Genomic DNA, 21,157 nt, shown 5'->3' with positions numbered 1-21,157 from the left:
CCAGGAGAGAAATGACATGCCATATGTCTATTTGAGCGAAGCGGAAATAACGCGGATCAACCGCGCGGCGGGAGGCACGACCACCATCAACGCCGGGGGGGTTACGGCTGCCGCAGAGGGCCCGGCGATGGGTTTTGGAGGCGTGGATCTGCGACCCACACTCGCGGACAAGGCGGCGACCTTGATCATCGAGATTTCCCAAGGGCACCCTTTCAATGATGCGAACAAAAGGACCGCTACCGAAGCGCTGGATCAATTCATCAAGAAAAACCGCAGCGGCAGGGGAATTGCCGGAGGCAAACAAAAAGCCATCTATGTCGTCAACCAGTGCGCCGATCCACACCCGGCATTGACCATCGCCAATGGCCAACTTACGACTGCGCTCCAGAAACTTATTCCCCAGCAACAAGCTGGCGAAGTGGCGTGAGGAATGGGCAATGCACTACATCATTTTGACAATATCCAACGCTTATGACGAGGAAACGCATCAGGGCGGGATTGCGCTGTATTTCAAACACATGTCCAGAGGTCACGACGTCAGCTGGTACGACGCGCACATTCAGGCAACTGGAGAACACAGCACCACTATTACCCATACCTTGATGTGTACCACTTCAAACAACCCGATATTCGACACCGTATCGTTATATGTCATTTCCCATAGCGTCGGCGGCACCTTCGGCGGATTTGAAGCGGACTTGCTCGTGCCGCTTTTACAAGGCTTTTTGAAGTATTCGGTCAAGGTCCCGGTCGATGTGCCCATGGAAAAACTGTGTCTGATCGGTTGTGGCACTGCTCGGGGAGATAACGGCGCTACCTATATTTCAAAGATAGGGAAATGCTGGATCAGCAAACATCCCATCAAGGTCGTTGCATGGCAGGCCTATGTAACACTCTTCGACATCCGTTTTCTCATCAAACTCATAACGGACATTCCCCAGTTCAATAGAATCGTCAACGGCTATGCCGAGGTGTGCCTGCGCTTATTGGAAAACAGCCGTTCAACCCACGCGGCGATGTTGATGACCAAGCTCTCGGGAGAACTGGCGACGACCATTGCCCTGCATCGAAATTTCAAGGCATTCACCGCGGTCTTCAATCCTGCCATCGTCGGTCAGATCCAAGGCGTTGCCGACGATGCCATTTATTCCTTGATTGGCAAGAGAGTCATCAAGTTACCGGGCACTCCCGGTAACTACTTCTCCAACCCCCCGGGATTTCTGGTGTCAGGCGCCAGCACCGAAGGTCCTCCACCTCTTGCGTTATCGGCGTTCGGCGATACTCGCGACCAACTCAATTTGTTGACGCCCATGAATGTGGCCCGAAAAGCAGCCCTTTCAACCGCATTGCGCGGCCTCCTGATTCAGGACCTGATCGACATGATCCTGGCGTTGGTTGGAGACTTGTTCGAATGGCATTACTTCCCTTCAAAAGCCAAGGTTTCACTGCTCAGAAACTCGGCTTACGGCAGCTGATTTTTTAAGGGTTGATCCAGCCCCTGTGCTTGTCACGGACTCCCATTCGAGATTGTTCGATGCCACGATCCACCGACAGCAACACCAGCCTTTCCCTGACTGCCTCGTCACTCTCGGCACTTTACCCTGCATCCATTTCCGGCGAGGAAACCCTCAACCACCTTGGCCGGCAAACCCTGAATGGCCTCAACGATGGGACTTCATTGACGCTGAGCACTGCCATCGCCACCCACCTCACTATCACCCTGCACAATGATTCACTGCTGCGCCCCTTCGACGCGCTCGTCGCCGAAATCCATCAACTCCCCGCCGACGCCACCGCCGAACGCTACCAGTTAGTGCTGCGCCCCTGGCTCTGGTGGCTGACCCTCGCCAGCAACAACCGCGTATTCCAGAACCTCTCCACCTCAGACATCGTCACCACGATTTTCCAGGCCCACGGATTCACCGACTTCCTGCTGAAACTCACCGGCAGTTACACCCCTCGCGAGTACTGCGTGCAGTACGGCGAAACCGACTTCGCCTTTGTCTCGCGCCTTCTGGAAGAAGACGGGATTTTCTGGTTTTACACCCATGAAGACGGCAAACACACGCTGGTGCTGGGGGACAGCAACGATGCATTCCCGCCGATCCCCAACGGGCCAAACGTGAATTACGTCGGCCAGCAAATGGGAGCGCGCGAACTGCATGGCATCCGCTCCGGGCACGTGTGCTTGCAAGCGGTGGCCGGGGTGTATCGGGCAACGGATTACGAGTTCACTACACCGACCACGTCACTCTACAGCCAGGCCGAAGCCGTCGCCGGGGCACGGTCGATGTACGAGCATCCCGGTAGCTACAACGCCAAGGCGCGGGGCGATGCGTTGACCAAGCAGCGGGTCGATGGCCTGCGGAGTCAGGAGAAGCGGTTTGTCGGTGAGAGCGACTGTCGCTGGCTGGTGCCGGGGCATTGGTTCACCCTTGCCGGCCATGATGACACCGCACTGAATATTGATTGGGTGGTGACGGTGGTCACTCACGAGGCGAGCCACGACAGCTATCAGAATCGCTTCGAAGCGATCCCCAAAGCGGCCCCGTTCCGGCCGCAGCGAACCACACCGAAACCACGAATGCACACGCAAACCGCCATCGTCGTCGGCAAGTCCGGCGAAGAGATCTGGACCGATGAATACGGCCGCATCAAGTTGCAGTTCCCTTGGGACCGCGATGGCAAGAACGATGAAACCAGCTCCTGCTGGGTCCGGGTGGCGCTGCCCTGGAGCGGCAAGGGGTTTGGCATGCAGTTCGTCCCGCGCATCGGCCAGGAAGTGATCGTGACCTTTATCGATGGCGATCCGGACCGGCCGCTGGTGACCGGTTGCGTCTACAACGGTGACAACGCCCTGCCCTATGCCTTGCCGGCAAACCAGACCCAGTCCGGGATCAAGACCCAATCGTCCAAGGGCGGCGGCGGGTTCAACGAATTGCGCTTTGAGGACAAGAAGGACGCCGAAGAGGTGTTTCTCCAGGCGCAAAAGGACTTCAAGATCAACGTACTCAACGACACCACCGCCACCGTCGGCCACGACGAAACCCTGACGGTGCAGAACGCTCGCACCCGCACGGTGAAGGAAGGCGACGAGACTGTGACGCTGGAGAAAGGCAAGCGCAGCGTGACGATCCAGACCGGCAGCGACAATCTCGACGTGAAGGACAGTCGCACGGTGACGGTGGGTGCCGACCAGACCCACAGCACCGGCGGCAATTACGAACACAAGGTTACTGGCGATTACAGCCTGACCGTGGACGGCAATCTGACCATCAAGGTGACCGGCACCCTGACCCTGCAAAGCGGCGGCAGCTTTACGATCAAGAGTGGCGCGGACCTGGCGGCCGAGGCCAGTACGTCAATCAGTCAGAAGGCCGGTACATCCCTGAGCAATCAGGCCGGAACTGCCCTGGAAAACAAGGCCGGCACTACATTGACCAATGACGCCGGGATCAGCCTGATGAATAAGGCCGCGGCCGATCAGACCGTGGACGGCGGTGGCATGCTGACCATCAAGGGCGGGCTGGTGAAGGTTAACTGAGGAGAACGACCCCGATGTCATCCAGCAAACTGGACCTGGACCGCGGTGACAGTCATCTGGACGGTCGCTTGCTTGAAGGTCAACTCGAAGGCCCGCTGCACATCAAAGAAGCCGGCCGGCCACAGGCGGATCTGAACTACAGCCAGGGCGAACTGCAAGGCACGAGCGTGCTGTATCACCCCAATGGCAAGGTCTCTGCGCAATTGCCTTATGTGCACGACAAACTGCAAGGCGTGGCCAGTTTTTATGCGCCCGAGGGCTGGTTGCAGCGCAAGGCTTCTTATAGCCGGGGCTTGCTGAACGGTGAAGCGAACAACTACTTCCCTGACGGGCAACTGGCCGAGGCCGAGTTCTACCGCGACGGTGTGCGTGAGGGGCGTTATCAGCGCTTTCATCCCAACGGTAAACCGGCGGTTGATGCGCGTTATCTCAATGGGCAGTTGGTTGAGCCGGAACAGGGATTTGCCAACGATGGACGGCCGCTGGATGCCGAGGGCAAGCCGATTTCGCGGGTGCGTTGGTGGTTTCGGCGCTGGACGGATCCCGAGCTGGCCTGAAGTCTTGTGTCGACAGTGCTGGCCTCTTCGCGAGCAAGCCCGCTCCCACAGGGGATCTGTGGCGTTCACACATCCAATGTGGGAGCGGGCTTGCTCGCGAAGGAGCCGGTACATCCACCATCAAGGATGAAAGTGTCAGGGAATCAGCATCTGCATCTGCCCCGGCATGGCGATCTTGATCACCCCCGCCCAGTTGCACATCAATAGGCTGTTGGCGTCCAACGCCGGCATGTTACCCAGCAGCACTGTTGGCGCACCGGGAAGCCACGGGGAGGCAGTGGCCGGGATGCAGGGCATCGGTGTCAGCACGCCAAGCGCTGCGGCAGTGGCGGCGGCGACCATGGGGTTAGCCATGCTCATGCACATGCCGAACGGCATGACGTTGACCAACGGGATGTGATCCATGATGTTCGCCGCCGGCATGCCCGCGGTCATCACGCGATTGACCGGCAGCACGTTGAGCACGGCCGGCGCCGCACCGAAACTGCATTGCAGAGTGGCGGTGGCACACACTTGCGGACAGCCCATTTCAAACCTCCTTCCTGGAAGTATCCTTTCCCCTGAACCATAGTCCGCCGTGTCTGTTCTCGCACATCAGGAACGCTGATTATCCAGCAACACGCTAACCTATAAGACCTTGCCACGCTTGTGGCTGCCCCGGCGCACCATTAGATTAGCCAATGATGTCTGGCCTCCAAAATAAGTAGAAGGGATAAGCATGGCGCTTACTGACCAGTCCACCCGTATCCGCACCGGCGAAGAACTCGATGCCAGCCTGATCGATCCGTACCTCAAGGCCCACATTCCGGGTCTCAGCGGTTTGCCGCAGATCAGCCAGTTTCCCGGCGGTGCATCGAACCTCACCTATTTGCTGGAATACCCCGAACAGGAGTTCGTCCTGCGCCGGCCGCCGTTCGGCCACAAGGCCAAATCCGCCCACGACATGGGTCGCGAATTTCGTATCCTCAATCAACTGCGCGACGGCTTTCCGTACTGCCCGAAAGCCTACGTGCACTGCACCGACGAATCGGTGATCGGCGCCGAGTTCTATGTGATGGAACGGGTCAACGGGATCATCCTGCGCTCCGAACTGCCACCGGAACTGGGCCTGGATTCGGCGAAGACCGAAGCCCTGTGCAAGAGCTTCATCGACAAGTTCGTCGAACTGCACCGGGTGGATTACAACGCCTATGGCCTCGGTGACCTCGGCAAACCCGAAGGTTACGTGGCGCGGCAAATCAAAGGCTGGAGCGACCGCTACGAAAAAGCCCTGACGCCTGATGCGCCGAAGTGGGATGTGGTCAAGGCCTGGCTCAACGACAAGATGCCAGCCGATCACCCGACGTCGAGCATCGTCCATAACGACTACCGCTTCGACAACGTGATCCTCGACCCGAACAACCCGATGCAGATCATCGGCGTGCTCGACTGGGAGCTCACCACCCTCGGCGACCCGCTGATGGACCTGGGCAACACCCTCGCCTACTGGATCGAAGCCGACGACCCGGCGCCGGTGCAACTGATGCGTCGCCAGCCGAGCCACGCACCCGGCATGCTGACCCGCCGCGAGTTCGTCGATTACTACGCCGAACGCGCAGGCATTCAGATCGACAATTTCGACTTCTACTACACCTACGGCCTGTTCCGCCTCGCCGGCATCGTGCAGCAGATCTACTACCGCTTCTTCCATGGCCAGACCCAGGACAAACGCTTCGCGCAGTTCATTCACATGAACAAACTGCTGGAGCAGATGAGCCTGCAGGTCATCCAGAAATCCAGCCTCTGACCGGCCCCCTGTAGGAGCGAGCCTGCTCGCGATGGTCGTTAACGATAACGCGTGTTTGCTGGTTAAACGCTGCGCCCTCGAGTCCATCGTCGGAACGCCGCCCGGAACAAGCTCGCTCCTACAGGGACCTTATTCGCTTAAGTGAACAGCATTAGCCTCTGATCCAGATCTCCAATAAGGAAAATCCCATGTCCAAGACTCAGTTGTTCGACCTCGACGGCAAGATCGCTTTCGTCTCCGGCGCCAGCCGCGGCATCGGTGAAGCCATCGCCAAACTGCTGGCCCAGCAAGGCGCTCACGTTATCGTTTCCAGTCGCAAACTCGAGGGCTGCCAACACGTCGCCGACGCGATCATCGCCGCCGGCGGTAAAGCCACCGCCGTTGCGTGCCACATCGGTGAAATGGAGCAGATCAGCCAGGTCTTCGCCGGCATCCGCGAACAGTTCGGCCGCCTCGACATCCTGGTCAACAACGCCGCGACCAATCCGCAGTTCTGCAACGTGCTCGACACCGACCTTGGCGCGTTCCAGAAAACCGTCGACGTGAACATCCGCGGCTACTTCTTCATGTCGGTCGAAGCCGGCAAGCTGATGCGCGACAACGGCGGCGGCAGCATCATCAACGTGGCGTCGATCAACGGCGTCTCGCCGGGAGTTTTCCAGGGCATCTATTCGGTGACCAAAGCGGCCGTGATCAACATGACCAAAGTGTTCGCCAAGGAATGCGCACAGTTCGGGATTCGTTGTAATGCGTTGTTGCCGGGGTTGACGGATACCAAGTTTGCTTCGGCGCTGGTGAAGAATGATGCGATTTTAAAGACTGCGTTGGCGCAGATCCCGTTGAAGCGCGTGGCGGATCCGAGTGAGATGGCGGGGGCGGTTTTGTATTTGGCGAGTGATGCTTCCAGTTATACGACTGGGGTTTCGTTGAATGTGGATGGGGGGTTTTTATCGTAACTAGCGGAGAAAGGCGCCCCATCAAAACGGGGCGCCAGATGTAAGTCCACATTTTGCATCAGATTTCGTTTTCGGCTTCAACAGTTCCAACCCGTAATTTCGCCTATCCGAACCCATAAGATGGGACAACGGTGCGCACAGCAAAACATGCACCGATCTCGGATTTATCGCGCCGGTCACTCCAAATAGCTAAAAAAACAATCCATATATTTAACCCCTACATTGAGTCTGTCTAAACAATCCTTAACGGTATTTCCACGTGTGGTTTTCCGGGAAGCGATGAAGCGGTAGCATGCACGCTGGTGACATATCCAGCGATCCACATGTCATTGGTAATGAAAATTCTCGTACCTCCGTCAGCTTTTGTTACCCAATCAGTGCTTAAACCATTACCAACATCTTCTTGTAGGATATTTACAGTTACACCAGCCATCGGAATACCATCTTTCGTTTTTAGAAAAACGTAGAATTGATCCAAAATCTGGGCATAGGGCAACACGAATTCATCCAAAGGATCTTGCCCTACCTCTTTATAAAAAACAAAAACAACTTCTTCTACTTTTCTCTCGATTCTGTTCTCCGGGGTGAGCAGCGTAGCGCTCTCGTCTTTCGTGTACACCTTAAAATTAAATACTCCTTTTTTATTCGGAGCCACGAATCCCCACTCATGCTGCCGTGTTAATTGACGCAGTGGCGGCTGAGTGGAAATATCACCGGGTGCGAGTCCCTCCTTCAGGTTAACGTCCAGCGCAAGGTCCACGCTTTTCATTACGTCGCCGTTCAGGTACTGCAACGTTAGTGTTACGTTGTCCCCTCCTGTGAGGTCAGCCCCTACCGGGATCAGTTCTCCATTCACCAAAACCTTTACTTCGTCGTCCAGATTGGGAGAAATCACTTTGTTGATGGCCGACTGTATCCCTGTAGTGAACCCCTCCCCACCCAACTCGAACTTGAACGTGCCACTGTTGCGGGAGGCAGTAATCGTCCACGTATGTGGCGCAGTCAGCGTGATGACCACGTCGCCAGGTTGCAATCCGGACAAAAGGGTGATGACCCAGTCCAGTGTGTAACCCGCTATGGGGCTGTGGGTATGGTAGATCAGCGTAAGTGTCCCGCTCACGCCCCTGAGATACGCATGATTGGGCGGATACACTAGTCCATTCAATCGAATCTCTCTCACTTCATGGCGCAAATTGGTGGACATCGCCTTACTCTCCGGCAATGCCATGGCCGTAAAGCCTAACGGACCCACTAGTTGAACTCTGAACGTGCCGCTTCGATTCAGAACTGTGAGTGTCGACTCATTTAGCCCAGTCTCAGCGACTACCCCGTCGCCGCCCTGCAACCCGGTGAGCGGTATGAACTCGGGCGTGAGGCCCATGCTGTTCAGGGGGCTACCTGCTTGGGGCACCACCTCGATTGTTTGGGCGACACCACGGAAAAACCACGCCGCTTTGTCATACTCTTCACCGTCCACCAGGACACTTTCCACTTCTTTCGCCAAATCCCGCCACATCACTGCGAATTCCCGCTCCCATGGAAGCGGCACGTCACTGCTGTACACGACCAGCCTTCCAAGCCCGCTCAGTTCCGCCCCGGTGGTGATCGTGCAACGGAAAACATCATCCTCTTGCGGAAGGGGTGTTTGGAAAGGTGGATCCGCATGGATAGTCATGCCTCCGCCGTCGGCCAACCCGATTCGCACGCGCTTGATTTCCGACGGCCCCTTCAGGCTTACCTCGTTATCTTCGCCACGCTTTAATGGAACTGGACTACCAAACTCCACGATTTCGCCGTTGACCTTGAGTTCGAACTGCTCCCAGGGATTGGTTCCGTATCGTGATACGGACATGGCGGCAGCCTTGCTGGTAAGAACATCAAGAGTGCACTGATGGTCTGGAGTGGTTGATCCGGATTTATCTTCGATGGTCATGGCGAAGTCTCGACGTCGGGTGGCTTAGAAGTGGCGCCACGCAACTATCGAGAAAAAAAGGAGTTTACATAACTGTCATATCTGACAGATCGATTAGAACAAATTGCGATTAAACGGCATCTTGAACAACCATTATGCACTCCCCCTCACATCGGCCTGATATCGGTTTTCAGGCGCTTCAAAGCTCGTCGATCAGTAGGCCGCAAAGTTACTGGCGATGGCGACTTAGCATCGTTGCGAGCAACATCGGCGTATTGGAACAGGTCAACCAGGTCTTCGCCGGCATCCGCAAACAGTTCGGCCGCCTCAACATCCTGGTCAAAAGCACCGCGATTTTGAAGACCGCGCTGGCGCAGATTCCGCTCAAGCACGAGGCAGATCCGAGTGAGATGGCGGGGGCGGTTTTGTATTTGGCGAGTGATGCTTCCAGTTATACGACTGGGGTTTCATTGGATGTGGATGGGGTTTCCTGTCCTTATCTACCGATGGATAACAGAAGGCAGCCTTTGGCTGCCTTTTTTATGCGTTCACGTACTTCGAAATCACGACGGCGCCTTGAAATTCAATAACAGCTCTACCGATACGTTCCCCTCTTCAAGCGCAGCTACTGCACGGAGTGTACGCTGACCAACGGTGGTGTATCGAACGTTTCCCGCGGTTGTTATTCCCGCGGGACCGGTCAAGCCTTGCGAAGGTTCATGCTCTGGGACGGTAAAATCCACCGTTACTCCTTCCACCGGTGATCCTTTTGACGTCAGCAACACACCAGGGAATAGATACAAATTGATGAAGGTATCAACTACCGCCGGTGGAACAGGCAACGGCTTGTGTATTAGGTCAATGAATCTAAAAGAAATGCTCGGCTCAATCTTGCAGTTAACCTCCCGTGTAGTCACATCATCAGGGGTGAAAAAAACGAGCGCCGCTGTACCACTGCGGTTGTCCTCGGGCTTGAGTGACCAATTGAAGAAGCTATCGACAGGACTTACTCCTTCTAAAAAATCAGGAGTCGCATCGATCTTCACGGCGCTATGCGCCAAGCCAACCCTGACTTGCTTCACCTGGCCCGAGGTATCTTCTATCTGGATCGTGTTGACCTGCCCGCCGTACAAGGTTATTTCCTCGCCTACCGGGACCGGCTTATCGTTAACGAACAACTTGGCCCACGAAAAATGCGGTGATTTTGAATTGTTGTCTTGGATCATGGCATTGTCTCGATAATCGAAGTGGCGAGAGAAATCAGGCCACTCGACTATCAAGGAAAATGCCGAACTCCGGTACTGTCAGATTTGACAGTTCGGTTAGAACGATTGGCGATAAAAAGGATATACGTAAATACAAATCACCGAAACGCAAAGTGGATTCACTGAGTAACACAACGAGTCAACGTGGTCTCTCTCGTCACTTGCCCGTCAGCCCTTGCATCACCCAGCACATCAGTCTTTTCAGACGTTTCACAGTTGCGTTGGGGAATCGGTGGCGGTGTGGCTGGTAGCGGAGGTGGCGGGCTTGCGCAACCGCCGAGTAGGGCGGCGCAGAAGGCGAGTGATAACGGTGAAGAAACGCGTTTCCCAAGACTGTTCATTAGGCTGACCTGCGAGAAATGATGTACTCATTTTTTGTGACATCAAAACTACGCTGGAAAGTTCACGATCCGGCCACAAAAAAAATAATGTGCTCTTCCGTTTGAACTGTCAGTTATTTCCAAAAGTATGTAGGGCACATTGATGCAGGGTGTTGCTTTCGAGTTCGTAGCGCAGTTCTTCGATCAGTGCCAGCACAGAGTCCGGCGTCCCGAGCGTTGTCACGCTTAACCCGCTGACAACCAAATCCACCTGCCCGGACACCGGGTGATAAAGTTTCACCGTCAACGAATGATCCCCCGTGAGCGCACACTCACAGGCCAGCGGCGAAAAACTGCGTTCCAGTTGCAGGCGTAATTGCGCCAGGGAAATCATTGCGATTCACCTTGGCGGCGGCGCATAAACCCGTACGCTTTGTACTTAACCATGTGACGGATCCTTTGCTTGTTTCGAAGTGACACGAAGACTCATGTCGCACCCTTAAAGCCTAAGAACCACTGTGCCGGATCAAAACATCCATTTGCACCACCCCAACTAGTGCATTTGTACCTTAGCTCTGCCCCTTCGGTCGGCGTTCGCTGGAGAACAATCCGCGTTCGCGCGCCCAGACGATCGCCTCGCTGCGGCTGTGCACATCGAGCTTGGAGTAAACCGTCGCGACGTGATTGCGCACGGTGTTCGGTGCCAGTTTCAGTCGCGCAGCAATTTCTTTGTCGGCCAGGCCTTCGCAAATCAAACCCAACACATCGCGCTCTCGCGCCGTCAGGTCGGTGAAGGACACACTGGGCAGGTTCGGCGAGTTGACGCTTTTCACATTGGCGAGTTTTTCGATCAGCGTGCGGCTGAACCAGGACGCGTCTTTCATCACCTCTTCAATCGCCGCCACCAGTTCCAGCTCCGTGCGTTTGCGCTCGGTAATGTTCATCAACACCAGCAGGTAGCACGGGCTGTCCTGAATGTTCACGGTGTCGGCCGAAATCGCGCAATCGATCAGTTCGGTATCTTTTTTACGCACCCGAACATCGATGCGATCCAGGCTGCCGGTTTTCTCCAGCGCCGCGAACAGTTGTGTGCGTGTGCCCGCGTCATGGATGAAATCGATTTCGGCGATGGTTTTGCCGAGCACTTCCTCACTTGGATAAGTGAGGGTTTCGAGGAAGGCTTCGTTGACGTCCAGCACCACCTGATCACTGGCGTTACACACCAGGATCGGCACCGGCGTCAGTCGGAAAGCCTTGGCGAACCGCTCCTCGCTCTGGCGAAGGGCGACTTCAGCCATGTACCGGGGCTCCATGTCGACGAAAGAAAACAGCATGCAGTCTTCGTCATTGAGCTCAAGAGGCTGGCCTGCGACGATCACCTGCTTGCTGCCGCCTTCGGGCAACTTCAGCTCGGCCTGCATCTGCGGAATGGTGGCGTGCGCTCGCAGGCGTTCGATCGCCAGGTCTTTCTTTTCGGCGCCTTCGAGGATGTCGAGCTCATAGGTCGAAACGCCGATAACCTGATCGCGGGTGTAGCCGGTCATTTCCAGAAAACCCGCATTGACCTTGATGTAGCGCAGATCGCTGAGGCGGCAGATTACTGCCGGAGCCGGGTTGGCGTTGAAGGTCTTTTCGAAGCGCTGCTCGGCGCTGGCCCATTCGGTGACGTCATCCATGATCAATACCAACGACTCCGGCTCACCGCGGCTGTCGGCCAACACCATGCTGCGCACGTTGTGGACCCAGTTTCGCTCTTCGTCGTCTGCCGGTGTCACTTCCACCAGCACATCGCTGAACGTCTCACCGCGTGCCACGCGGTTGATCGGGTAGTTATCGGACGGCACCGGATGATTGTTGCGATAGCGCAAGGTGAAGCGCTTGGCGTATTCCTTGGCATTGGCGCCCAGTTCGCTGATTTGGCTGACACCGTGCATGGTCAGCGCGGCTTCGTTGGCCCAGAGGATGGATTGGTCGAGTTCCAGCAGAATCACCCCGTCAGATAGCCCGGCAATGATCTGCTGCAACTGGCGACGATTGGTTTCTGTGGTCAGGACGTCCTGGCTCATTGGGTCTCCACAACTCCGGTCGCGCCTGTGTGTGGCGCTCTGTGAAGATTACGACCGCAGGGGGTTGTGATCGTGCGTTGTTTCTACTCCTTGGCTGAATCTGTGGAGCTCTCAATTGTCTCTGAATGCTCCGACAGGCTAGACCCGGTTTCGACCCTATCAGTGGGTACATAGTCCAAATAGGGCTTTGAACCATCTTCACATTCAACCGAAGCTCTAAACTGCGTTACTCCTTCTAACTTTTTAAAATTAAAGTTCCAGGTAACTCCTCCGCGAGTCATAGGCTGGGGGTTGGCGGACGTAATTTCAGGTATTCCATCATCCCCAGTGAATATCAACCTTACGCTTTCACCAATCCGGCTATCAGCCAAAATGGAGAGGCTACTGTATTGCAGAGTTCGAGGTAAGGGAATTACCGCTTTGTGAGTTGGATACCCCCACACGAATGGCCCACTTACTCCAAAAGTGGTGCTTATGTAAAAGGGGTGATCAGCGCCAAAGAACTCGCAACTAATTTCCCAGGGCTTTACAAATTCCCGGCTAAATAATACGAATGTGGATTGGCTCTGTTCAACTGCAGGGGTTATCGACCATTTTGCCCCGCCAAGATTTACCCATCCTTCAGGCTCGATTAGAGATTTTCCAGAAACATCCACCAGGCGAACAGTTGCACTCACCGTCACACCATCAATCTGAAATTTGTTCTGAATACCTTTCTGCAACAGCATCGGCGAGTTCAAAGTATAAAATAGGCCGTTCACCATCATTGTCGCTTTTTCAAGCGGGTCGTCGGGCATTTCGATTGCTGAGCCATTCCCCATGATTAAAACCTCTACATTAGATAACGCGCTAAACAACACGTCTAATATCGAAGAAAATCGGCCTCAGCACCACTGTCAAATATGACAGTTTTTTATTATTAAATAGCCGCAATCGGATAATTTAAATAACTAAAAATCCTAATCGTAATAGACCGCTTCAAGTCGCGAGTTGCCCCTCAGCAATCGCCGCCGAAGCCGCCAGCATCGCCCGCAACAACACCGCACACCCGGCCGCGAGGTCATCCGGTGCGGCGTTTTCGATTTCGTTATGGCTGATGCCGCCTTCGCACGGGACGAAGATCATCCCGGCCGGGCCGAGTTCGGCGAGGAAGATTGCGTCGTGCCCTGCTCCGCTGACGATGTCCATGTGCGACAAGCCGAGACCTTGCGCGGCACCGCGTACGGCGTCTACGCAGCCCTTGTCGAAGTACAGCGGCGGGAAGTCGGCAGTCGGTGTGAGTTCGAAGGTCAGGCCGTGTTCTTCGCAGGTGGTTTCGATGACCTCGCGGACTTCGGCGATCATCGAGTCCAGGCGTGCCGGTTCCAGGTGACGGAAATCGAGGGTCATGCGCACTTCGCCGGGGATGACGTTGCGTGAGCCGGGGTAGGCTTGCAGGCAACCGACGGTGCCGCAGGCGTGGGGTTGATGGCCGTGGGCGGCACGATTGACGGCGCCGACGATCACGGCGGCACCGACCAGTGCATCCTTGCGCAGGTGCATCGGGGTCGGGCCGGCGTGGGCTTCGACGCCGCGCAGTTTCAGGTCGAACCATTTCTGGCCGAGGGCACCCATGACGACGCCGATGGTTTTACGTTCGTCTTCGAGGATCGGGCCTTGTTCGATGTGGGCTTCGAAATAGGCGCCGACGGCGTGACCGCTGACCGCGCGTGGACCGGCGTAGCCGATCGCGTTCAGAGCTTCGCCGACGGTGACGCCTTCTGCGTCGACTTTGGCCAGGGTTTCTTCGAGGGTGAATTTTTCCGCGAACACGCCGGAGCCCATCATGCACGGAGCGAAGCGCGAGCCTTCTTCGTTGGTCCAGACCACTACTTCCAGCGGTGCTTCGGTTTCTACGCCGAGGTCGTTGAGGGTGCGCAGGACTTCGACGCCGGCGAGCACCCCGAAGCAGCCGTCGAATTTGCCGCCAGTAGGTTGGGTGTCGATGTGGCTGCCGGTCATGACGGGGGGCAGGTTCGGGTTGCGGCCAGGGCGGCGGGCGAAGATGTTGCCGACGGCGTCGATGCTGACGGTGCAGCCGGCCTCTTCACACCACTTGACGAAGATGTCGCGGGCCTGGCGATCGAGGTCGGTCAGGGCCAGGCGACAGACGCCGCCCTTGACGGTGGCGCCGAGCCTGGCGAGGTCCATGAGTGACTGCCAGAGGCGGTCACGGTTGATGTGCTGATGGGTGGATTGCAGAACGTCTACGGCAGCGTTCATGGTGATCTCCTCAGGCTGTTGTTATAGGTTTTTTTCAGGCTTTTTTCTGGTGTTTTTGAGGCCGTCTTCGCGAGCAAGCCCGCTCCCACAGGAGAATGCATTTCAACTGTGGGAGCGGGCTTGCTCGCGAAGGGGTCATCCGCTACACCGCAGATTTCGCCACTGACGGACTCGGCCGCAGCGAGCACAACCCGTAATAAATCACACCGCCCAGCGCCGAGCCGGTAAACCAGCCATAGCTGTAAAACCAGCTGAACGCATCGCTGCCCAGCGACAGCAGCGTCAACACCACCGGCACACCAAACGCGATAAACCCGAACCAGTTCCACGCCGGATAAACGTCATCGCGATAAAGCCCGGCCAGATCCAGTTGCTGTTTCTTGATCAGGAAATAGTCCACCACCATGATCCCCGCGATCGGGCCGAGCAGGCTGGAATAGCCCAGCAGCCAGTTCGAATAGACCGTTTCCAGGCTCAGGTCCGAGACAATCAGCCCAAGCTTCTTCAGCAGTTCATGGCCCATCAGCAACAACCCCACCAGACCGGTGAGCAACACGGCTTTGGTGCGGTTGATCACTTTCGGCGCGATGTTCTGGAAGTCGTTGGTCGGCGAAACAATGTTGGCGGCGGTGTTGGTGGACAGCGTGGCGATGATGATCAGTGCCATGGCCACCGCGACCCAGACCGGGCTCTGGATATGGCCGATCAACGTCACCGGATCGGAGACGGTCACGCCCACCAGTTTCACCGACGCGGCGGTCATCACCACGCCCAGCGAGGCGAACAGGAACATGGTCAGTGGCAAACCGATGATCTGCCCGACGATCTGGTCCTTCTGGCTTTTGGCGTAGCGGCTGAAGTCCGGAATGTTCAGGGACAACGTGGCCCAGAACCCGACCATGGCGGTCAGACCGGCGGCGAAGTAACTGACCACGCTCGCCCCTTCCGGACGCTTGGCCGGGATCGCCAGCAATTCGCTCATCGACACGTTCGGCATCGCCCACACCAGCAGGCCGACACCGACCAGCACCAGCAGCGGAGCGGAAAGCGTTTCAAGCCATTTGATCGAGTCGGCGCCGCGAATCACCACCCACAGGTTCAGCGCCCAGAAGATCATGAAGCCGATGACTTCGCCGGTGCCGCCGAGGGATTTCCAGCCTTCGAACACCGAGCCCAGAAACAGGTGAATCGCCAACCCGCCGAACATCGTCTGGATGCCGAACCAGCCACACGCCACCAGGGCACGAATCAGGCAGGGAATGTTGGAACCCAGAACGCCGAATGACGAGCGAAGCAATACGGGAAACGGAATGCCGTATTTGGTGCCGGGGAAAGCATTCAGTGTCAGAGGGATCAACACAATGATGTTGGCGAACAGAATCGCCAGGAGCGCTTCGCCGACCGTCAGGCCGAAATACGCGGTCAGCACCCCGCCGAGGGTGTAGGTCGGCACGCAGATTGCCATGCCGACCCACAGCGCGGTGATGTGCCATTTGTTCCAGGTTCGTTCGCGCACCTTGGTCGGTGCCATGTCGTGGTTGTAACGGGGACTGTCGAGGACGTCGCTGCCGGCTTCGAGCTCGAACAAGCCGTCGCGCTCGGTCACTTGTGATCTGATCTGTTGCATGGCCGCTCCATTGTTCTTTGAATTGTTTTTGCTCATCAGGGGCTGGCGTCATCAATAAACATGCCGGGCGCCCCGATTGCGCATCGGGCAGTTCCATAAAACGCTGTATATCACTGATATTTATCAGTTTTATTTATTTATCTGGTGAGTCTTCGGTGACTTGCCTGCTCCCTCAGGCCAAAAGCCAGGCAAGTTGTCCGAACCGTCAGGACTCAATCTGGTGCATCGATCTTTTTTTCAAAGTTGCGCATCAACCATAGACCATCCTCAAGCGGCTGATTTCACATAAGAAATCTTGACCATTTTTAGAACCTGTCAAGTGCGTCAAAATGGTGAGGGGCCTCACCATTTTGGTGTTTTATCATTTAAATCATTATTTTTCAGCAACTTAGATCGGCTATATGCTTATAAAAAATATTCTTGCTGATTCCATGAACTCATACTAGTTTCTATTCCTGACAGCGTTGACAGGAATACGCCTTTTTGCGTCTGCCTCATAAAAAACATTTAGAACCGGCACCAGTCGGTCATGCCTGCGAGGAACTCGGAATGTCACTGTTAATCCGTGGCGCCACCGTTATTACCCACGATGAAAGTTATCGCGCCGACGTCTATTGCGCCGACGGCGTGATCAAAGCCATCGGTGAAAATCTTGATGTTCCGGCGGGCGCCGAAGTGCTCGACGGCAGCGGCCAATACCTGATGCCCGGTGGCATCGACCCGCACACGCACATGCAACTGCCCTTCATGGGCACCGTGGCCAGTGAAGACTTTTTCAGCGGCACGGCGGCAGGTCTTGCCGGAGGCACCACGTCGATCATCGACTTCGTGATTCCCAATCCGCAGCAGTCGCTGATGGAAGCCTTTCATCAGTGGCGCGGCTGGGCGGAGAAGTCGGCCTCGGATTACGGTTTCCACGTCGCGGTCACCTGGTGGAGCGAGCAGGTCCGCGAGGAAATGGCCGAGCTGGTCAGCCATCACGGCGTCAACAGCTTCAAGCATTTCATGGCCTACAAGAACGCGATCATGGCGGCCGATGACACGCTGGTGGCAAGCTTCGAGCGTTGCCTGGAGCTGGGCGCCGTGCCGACCGTGCATGCGGAAAACGGCGAACTGGTTTATCACCTGCAACGCAAGCTGATGGCCCAGGGCATGACCGGCCCTGAGGCGCATCCGCTGTCGCGCCCTTCTCAAGTTGAAGGTGAAGCGGCGAGCCGGGCAATCCGCATCGCCGAAACGCTGGGCACGCCGCTGTATCTGGTGCATGTCTCGACCAAGGAAGCCCTCGACGAAATCACCTACGCCCGCAGCAAGGGCCAGCCAGTCTACGGTGAAGTGCTGGCCGGGCATCTGCTGCTGGACGACAGCGTCTATCAACACCCTGACTGGCAGACCGCCGCCGGTTACGTGATGAGCCCGCCCTTCCGTCCTCGCGGTCATCAGGAAGCGCTTTGGCATGGGCTGCAATCCGGCAACCTGCACACCACCGCCACCGACCACTGCTGCTTCTGCGCCGAACAAAAAGCCGTGGGGCGTGATGACTTCAGCAAGATCCCCAATGGCACCGCCGGTATCGAAGACCGCATGGCCTTGCTGTGGGATGAAGGGGTGAACACCGGGCGCTTCTCGATGCAGCAATTTGTCGCGCTCACCTCCACCAACACCGCGAAGATCTTCAACCTCTACCCGCGCAAGGGTGCGATTCGCGTCGGTGCCGATGCGGATCTGGTGCTGTGGGATCCCGAAGGTTCGCGGACGATTTCGGCGAAGACGCATCACCACCAAGTCGACTTCAATATCTTCGAAGGCAAGACCGTACGCGGTGTGCCGAGCCATACGATCAGCCAGGGCCGGGTGGTCTGGGCCGATGGGGATTTGCGCGCCGAGCGTGGGGCCGGGCGGTATGTCGAACGGCCGGCGTATCCGGCGGTGTTTGATTTGCTGAGCAAGCGGGCGGAGTTGAACAGGCCGACTGCTGTGAAACGCTGAAATCGAGGCCTTCGGCCTTCGCGAGCAAGCCCGCTCCCACAGGGGGAATGCATTCCAAATGTGGGAGCGGGCTTGCTCGCGAAGAGGCCGGCACAGGCGACACAAAAACCAATGCCCACCAGAGGCAGTTACCTCAACAACCGTGAGGCCAACACCGTGATCAAAACCCTGAACCACCTCCCGCATCCCTACGAGAATGCGGCCACCCTCGCCGGCCATTTCACCGATCTGGCGCCGCCGTTAAACGACCGCCAGGCGCATCTGGAAGCCTCGCGCTGCCTGTATTGCTACGACGCGCCGTGCGTGAATGCCTGTCCAAGCGACATCGACATTCCTTCGTTCATCCGCAATATCCATCAGGACAACGTGCAAGGCGCGGCGCAGAAAATCCTCTCGGCGAACATTCTCGGCGGCAGTTGCGCCCGGGTCTGCCCGACGGAAATCCTTTGCCAGCAAGCCTGTGTGCGCAACAACGCCCATGAATGCGCGCCGGTGTTGATCGGCCTGTTACAGCGCTACGCCGTGGACAACGCGCACTTCAGCGAACACCCCTTCCCTCGCGCCGCAGCCACCGGCAAGCGCATCGCCGTGGTCGGTGCCGGCCCGGCCGGTTTGTCCTGCGCCCATCGCAGCGCCATGCACGGACATGACGTGGTGATTTTCGAAGCACGGGAAAAGGCTGGCGGCCTCAACGAATACGGAATCGCCAAGTACAAACTGGTGGACGATTACGCGCAAAAGGAGCTGGATTTCCTGTTGCAGATCGGTGGCATCGAAATCCGTCACGGACATAAACTCGGTGAAAACCTGACCCTCAGCGAACTGCATCAGCAATTCGACGCGGTGTTTCTCGGCCTCGGCCTCAATGCCAGCAATCAGCTGGGACTGGCCCACGAAGATGCGCCCGGTCTGCTCCCCGCCACCGAGTACATCCGTGAATTGCGCCAGGCCGATGATCTGACACAACTGCCTTTAGCCGACCACTGCATCGTCCTGGGTGCCGGCAACACCGCCATCGACATGGCCGTGCAAATGGCCCGCCTCGGCGCACGTGACGTGAATCTGGTGTATCGCCGCGGTGTCGAGGACATGGGCGCCACCCACCACGAACAAGCCATCGCCAAAGCCAATCAGGTGCGCTTGCTGACGTGGGCGCAACCCGAAGAAGTGCTGCTCGACGATCAAGGCAACGTGCGCGGCATGCGCTTTGCCCGCACACATTTGGTGGAAGGTCGCCTGCAAACCACTGGCGAAACCTTCGAACTGGCCGCCGATGCGATCTTCAAAGCCATCGGCCAGGCCTTCGACTCAAACTCCCTCAGCGATCCGCTGGCTCGCGAACTCAAGCGCCAGGGCGATCGGATTCAAGTCGATGAACACCTGCGCACCAGCATTCCGGGCGTGTATGCCGGCGGTGACTGCACCAGCCTCGATCAGGACCTCACCGTGCAGGCGGTGCAGCACGGCAAACTGGCCGCCGAGGCCATCAACGCTCAACTGATGCTCAATGTGGAGGCTGCGTAAATGGCCGATCTGTCGATTGTCTTCGCCGGCATCAAAAGCCCCAATCCGTTCTGGCTGGCTTCCGCGCCACCGACTGACAAAGCCTACAACGTGGTTCGCGCCTTCGAAGCCGGTTGGGGTGGCGTGGTCTGGAAAACCCTGGGTGAAGACCCGGCGGCGGTCAACGTGTCGTCGCGCTACTCGGCGCACTTCGGTGCCAACCGTGAGGTGCTGGGTTTCAACAACATCGAGCTGATTACCGACCGCTCGCTGGAGATCAACCTGAGGGAAATCACTCAGGTCAAAAAGGACTGGCCGGATCGCGCACTGATCGTGTCGCTGATGGTGCCCTGCGTCGAAGAGTCCTGGAAACACATCCTGCCGTTGGTGGAGGCTACCGGCGCCGATGGCATTGAATTGAATTTCGGCTGTCCGCACGGCATGCCGGAAAGGGGCATGGGCGCGGCGGTCGGTCAGGTGCCGGAGTATGTCGAGCAGGTCACCCGCTGGTGCAAGACCTATTGCTCGCTGCCGGTAATCGTCAAGCTCACGCCGAACATCACCGACATCCGCGTCGCGGCCCGTGCGGCCCATCGTGGTGGTGCCGATGCGGTGTCGCTGATCAACACGATCAACTCGATCACCAGCGTCAACCTGGAGCGCATGGTCGCCAATCCCATCGTCGGCAGCCAAAGCACCCACGGCGGTTATTGCGGTTCGGCGGTGAAGCCGATTGCGCTGAACATGGTCGCTGAAATCGCCCGCGATCCGCAGACGCAAGGCCTGCCGATTTCCGGCATCGGCGGCATCGGCAACTGGCGCGACGCGGCGGAATTCATCGCGCTGGGCAGCGGCTCGGTGCAAGTGTGCACGGCGGCCATGCTGCATGGCTTCCGTATTGTCGAAGAGATGAAGGACGGCTTGTCACGCTGGATGGACAGTCAGGGTTACGCCAGCGTGTCGGATTTTTCCGGGCGCGCTGTGGGCAATACCACGGACTGGAAGTACCTGGACATCAACTATCAGGTGATTGCGAAGATCGATCAGGACGCGTGTATTGGGTGTGGGCGTTGCCATATCGCCTGCGAAGACACTTCGCATCAGGCGGTGGCGAGCCTCAAGCAGGCGGACGGCACGCACAAGTATGAAGTGGTCGATGAGGACTGTGTGGGCTGCAATTTGTGCCAGATCACCTGCCCGGTACAGGATTGCATCGAGATGGTGCCGATGGAAAACGGGAAGCCGTTTCTGGATTGGAATCATGATCCGAGGAATCCGTATCACGTCGCTGTTTGAGATTTGCGTCGCCTGAGCTGACGCCTTCGCGAGCAAGCCCGCTCCCACATTGGAATGCATTTCAAATGTGGGAG

17 protein-coding genes and 1 pseudogene are annotated in these 21,157 nt (G+C 57.1%); 10 read left to right on the top strand and 8 right to left on the bottom strand.

Annotated features, from left to right (window positions below; genetic code table 11):
* Positions 1–16 precede the first annotated feature (16 nt).
* Genes ACA073_RS12280 through ACA073_RS12265 form a run of 4 tightly spaced genes read left to right on the top strand, consistent with a single transcriptional unit; the run spans position 17 to position 4,101 of the window.
* On the top strand, positions 17–427 hold the full coding sequence (locus ACA073_RS12280; RefSeq protein WP_497403741.1) for a Fic family protein: 411 nt from the start codon (positions 17–19) through the stop codon (positions 425–427).
* Positions 428–437: 10 nt separating this feature from the next.
* Positions 438–1,475: a hypothetical protein gene (locus tag ACA073_RS12275; protein WP_497403739.1), complete on the top strand. Its 1,038-nt coding sequence runs from the start codon at positions 438–440 to the stop codon at positions 1,473–1,475.
* A 59-nt stretch (positions 1,476–1,534) separates the two neighbouring features.
* Positions 1,535–3,544, top strand: a complete 2,010-nt coding sequence (locus tag ACA073_RS12270) for a type VI secretion system Vgr family protein (RefSeq protein ID WP_497403738.1) — start codon at positions 1,535–1,537, stop codon at positions 3,542–3,544.
* Positions 3,545–3,558: 14 nt separating this feature from the next.
* On the top strand, positions 3,559–4,101 hold the full coding sequence (locus ACA073_RS12265; RefSeq protein ID WP_497403736.1) for a toxin-antitoxin system YwqK family antitoxin: 543 nt from the start codon (positions 3,559–3,561) through the stop codon (positions 4,099–4,101).
* A gap of 135 nt (positions 4,102–4,236) precedes the next feature.
* On the opposite strand, the gene ACA073_RS12260 is transcribed toward ACA073_RS12265, so the two are convergent.
* Positions 4,237–4,629 carry a DUF4280 domain-containing protein gene (locus ACA073_RS12260; RefSeq protein WP_497403734.1) on the bottom strand — a complete coding sequence of 131 codons (393 nt, stop codon included), beginning with the start codon at positions 4,627–4,629 and terminating at the stop codon, positions 4,237–4,239.
* A gap of 190 nt (positions 4,630–4,819) precedes the next feature.
* Between ACA073_RS12260 and ACA073_RS12255 the strand changes: the two genes are divergently transcribed.
* Both ACA073_RS12255 and ACA073_RS12250 read left to right on the top strand, forming a co-directional pair.
* A complete protein-coding gene (locus ACA073_RS12255; RefSeq protein ID WP_497403732.1) occupies positions 4,820–5,887 on the top strand; it encodes a phosphotransferase family protein in 1,068 nt (355 codons plus the stop codon).
* Positions 5,888–6,075: 188 nt separating this feature from the next.
* Positions 6,076–6,843: an SDR family oxidoreductase gene (locus ACA073_RS12250; protein WP_497403731.1), complete on the top strand. Its 768-nt coding sequence runs from the start codon at positions 6,076–6,078 to the stop codon at positions 6,841–6,843.
* Between the two features lie 232 nt (positions 6,844–7,075).
* On the opposite strand, the gene ACA073_RS12245 is transcribed toward ACA073_RS12250, so the two are convergent.
* Positions 7,076–8,776 carry a hypothetical protein gene (locus ACA073_RS12245; protein ID WP_497403730.1) on the bottom strand — a complete coding sequence of 567 codons (1,701 nt, stop codon included), beginning with the start codon at positions 8,774–8,776 and terminating at the stop codon, positions 7,076–7,078.
* Positions 8,777–9,090: 314 nt separating this feature from the next.
* Here ACA073_RS12245 and ACA073_RS12240 point away from each other — a divergent pair.
* A pseudogene (locus ACA073_RS12240) lies at positions 9,091–9,240 on the top strand (SDR family oxidoreductase); the annotation flags it as partial.
* Between the two features lie 78 nt (positions 9,241–9,318).
* Here ACA073_RS12240 and ACA073_RS12235 read toward each other — a convergent pair.
* The 6 genes from ACA073_RS12235 to ACA073_RS12210 all read right to left on the bottom strand — a co-directional run bounded on the left by ACA073_RS12235 (position 9,319) and on the right by ACA073_RS12210 (position 16,295).
* Complete coding sequence (locus tag ACA073_RS12235; RefSeq protein WP_497403729.1) at positions 9,319–9,981, bottom strand: hypothetical protein; 663 nt, start codon at positions 9,979–9,981, stop codon at positions 9,319–9,321.
* Positions 9,982–10,470: 489 nt separating this feature from the next.
* Entirely contained in the window at positions 10,471–10,734 is a 264-nt protein-coding gene (locus ACA073_RS12230; RefSeq protein WP_497403727.1) for a DUF1652 domain-containing protein, read from the bottom strand.
* Between the two features lie 175 nt (positions 10,735–10,909).
* On the bottom strand, positions 10,910–12,406 hold the full coding sequence (locus ACA073_RS12225; RefSeq protein ID WP_497403725.1) for a helix-turn-helix transcriptional regulator: 1,497 nt from the start codon (positions 12,404–12,406) through the stop codon (positions 10,910–10,912).
* 83 nt (positions 12,407–12,489) lie between these two features.
* Complete coding sequence (locus tag ACA073_RS12220) at positions 12,490–13,203, bottom strand: hypothetical protein (RefSeq protein ID WP_497403723.1); 714 nt, start codon at positions 13,201–13,203, stop codon at positions 12,490–12,492.
* Positions 13,204–13,384: 181 nt separating this feature from the next.
* Positions 13,385–14,668 (bottom strand): Zn-dependent hydrolase, encoded by a 1,284-nt coding sequence (locus tag ACA073_RS12215; RefSeq protein ID WP_497403721.1) that lies wholly within the window; start codon positions 14,666–14,668, stop codon positions 13,385–13,387.
* Between the two features lie 142 nt (positions 14,669–14,810).
* Positions 14,811–16,295, bottom strand: a complete 1,485-nt coding sequence (locus tag ACA073_RS12210; RefSeq protein WP_497403719.1) for an NCS1 family nucleobase:cation symporter-1 — start codon at positions 16,293–16,295, stop codon at positions 14,811–14,813.
* A gap of 549 nt (positions 16,296–16,844) precedes the next feature.
* Between ACA073_RS12210 and hydA the strand changes: the two genes are divergently transcribed.
* The 3 genes from hydA to preA all read left to right on the top strand — a co-directional run bounded on the left by hydA (position 16,845) and on the right by preA (position 21,083).
* A complete protein-coding gene (gene hydA / locus ACA073_RS12205; protein ID WP_497403717.1) occupies positions 16,845–18,284 on the top strand; it encodes a dihydropyrimidinase in 1,440 nt (479 codons plus the stop codon).
* A gap of 156 nt (positions 18,285–18,440) precedes the next feature.
* The gene (locus tag ACA073_RS12200) at positions 18,441–19,808 is read left to right on the top strand and encodes an NAD(P)-dependent oxidoreductase (RefSeq protein WP_497404074.1); all 1,368 of its coding nucleotides are present in this window, start codon (positions 18,441–18,443) and stop codon (positions 19,806–19,808) included.
* Positions 19,809–21,083, top strand: coding sequence for an NAD-dependent dihydropyrimidine dehydrogenase subunit PreA (preA, locus tag ACA073_RS12195; RefSeq protein ID WP_497403715.1), 1,275 nt, complete (start codon positions 19,809–19,811; stop codon positions 21,081–21,083).
* Positions 21,084–21,157 lie beyond the last annotated feature (74 nt).

This window comes from Pseudomonas sp. LBUM1670, assembly GCF_059695695.1.
The sequence above is the reverse complement of the archived record's forward strand: the minus strand, read 5'-3'. Positions and strand labels throughout refer to the sequence as shown.

Bases quoted from the DNA above. Each gene is read 5' to 3' on its own strand.
- ACA073_RS12280 (WP_497403741.1), top strand. From the start codon at position 17: ATGCCATATGTCTATTTGAGCGAAGCGGAAATAACGCGGATCAACCGC.
- ACA073_RS12275 (WP_497403739.1), top strand. From the start codon at position 438: ATGCACTACATCATTTTGACAATATCCAACGCTTATGACGAGGAAACG.
- ACA073_RS12270 (WP_497403738.1), top strand. From the start codon at position 1,535: ATGCCACGATCCACCGACAGCAACACCAGCCTTTCCCTGACTGCCTCG.
- ACA073_RS12265 (WP_497403736.1), top strand. From the start codon at position 3,559: ATGTCATCCAGCAAACTGGACCTGGACCGCGGTGACAGTCATCTGGAC.
- ACA073_RS12260 (WP_497403734.1), bottom strand. From the start codon at position 4,629: ATGGGCTGTCCGCAAGTGTGTGCCACCGCCACTCTGCAATGCAGTTTC.
- ACA073_RS12255 (WP_497403732.1), top strand. From the start codon at position 4,820: ATGGCGCTTACTGACCAGTCCACCCGTATCCGCACCGGCGAAGAACTC.
- ACA073_RS12250 (WP_497403731.1), top strand. From the start codon at position 6,076: ATGTCCAAGACTCAGTTGTTCGACCTCGACGGCAAGATCGCTTTCGTC.
- ACA073_RS12245 (WP_497403730.1), bottom strand. From the start codon at position 8,776: ATGACCATCGAAGATAAATCCGGATCAACCACTCCAGACCATCAGTGC.
- ACA073_RS12235 (WP_497403729.1), bottom strand. From the start codon at position 9,981: ATGATCCAAGACAACAATTCAAAATCACCGCATTTTTCGTGGGCCAAG.
- ACA073_RS12230 (WP_497403727.1), bottom strand. From the start codon at position 10,734: ATGATTTCCCTGGCGCAATTACGCCTGCAACTGGAACGCAGTTTTTCG.
- ACA073_RS12225 (WP_497403725.1), bottom strand. From the start codon at position 12,406: ATGAGCCAGGACGTCCTGACCACAGAAACCAATCGTCGCCAGTTGCAG.
- ACA073_RS12220 (WP_497403723.1), bottom strand. From the start codon at position 13,203: ATGCCCGACGACCCGCTTGAAAAAGCGACAATGATGGTGAACGGCCTA.
- ACA073_RS12215 (WP_497403721.1), bottom strand. From the start codon at position 14,668: ATGAACGCTGCCGTAGACGTTCTGCAATCCACCCATCAGCACATCAAC.
- ACA073_RS12210 (WP_497403719.1), bottom strand. From the start codon at position 16,295: ATGCAACAGATCAGATCACAAGTGACCGAGCGCGACGGCTTGTTCGAG.
- hydA (WP_497403717.1), top strand. From the start codon at position 16,845: ATGTCACTGTTAATCCGTGGCGCCACCGTTATTACCCACGATGAAAGT.
- preA (WP_497403715.1), top strand. From the start codon at position 19,809: ATGGCCGATCTGTCGATTGTCTTCGCCGGCATCAAAAGCCCCAATCCG.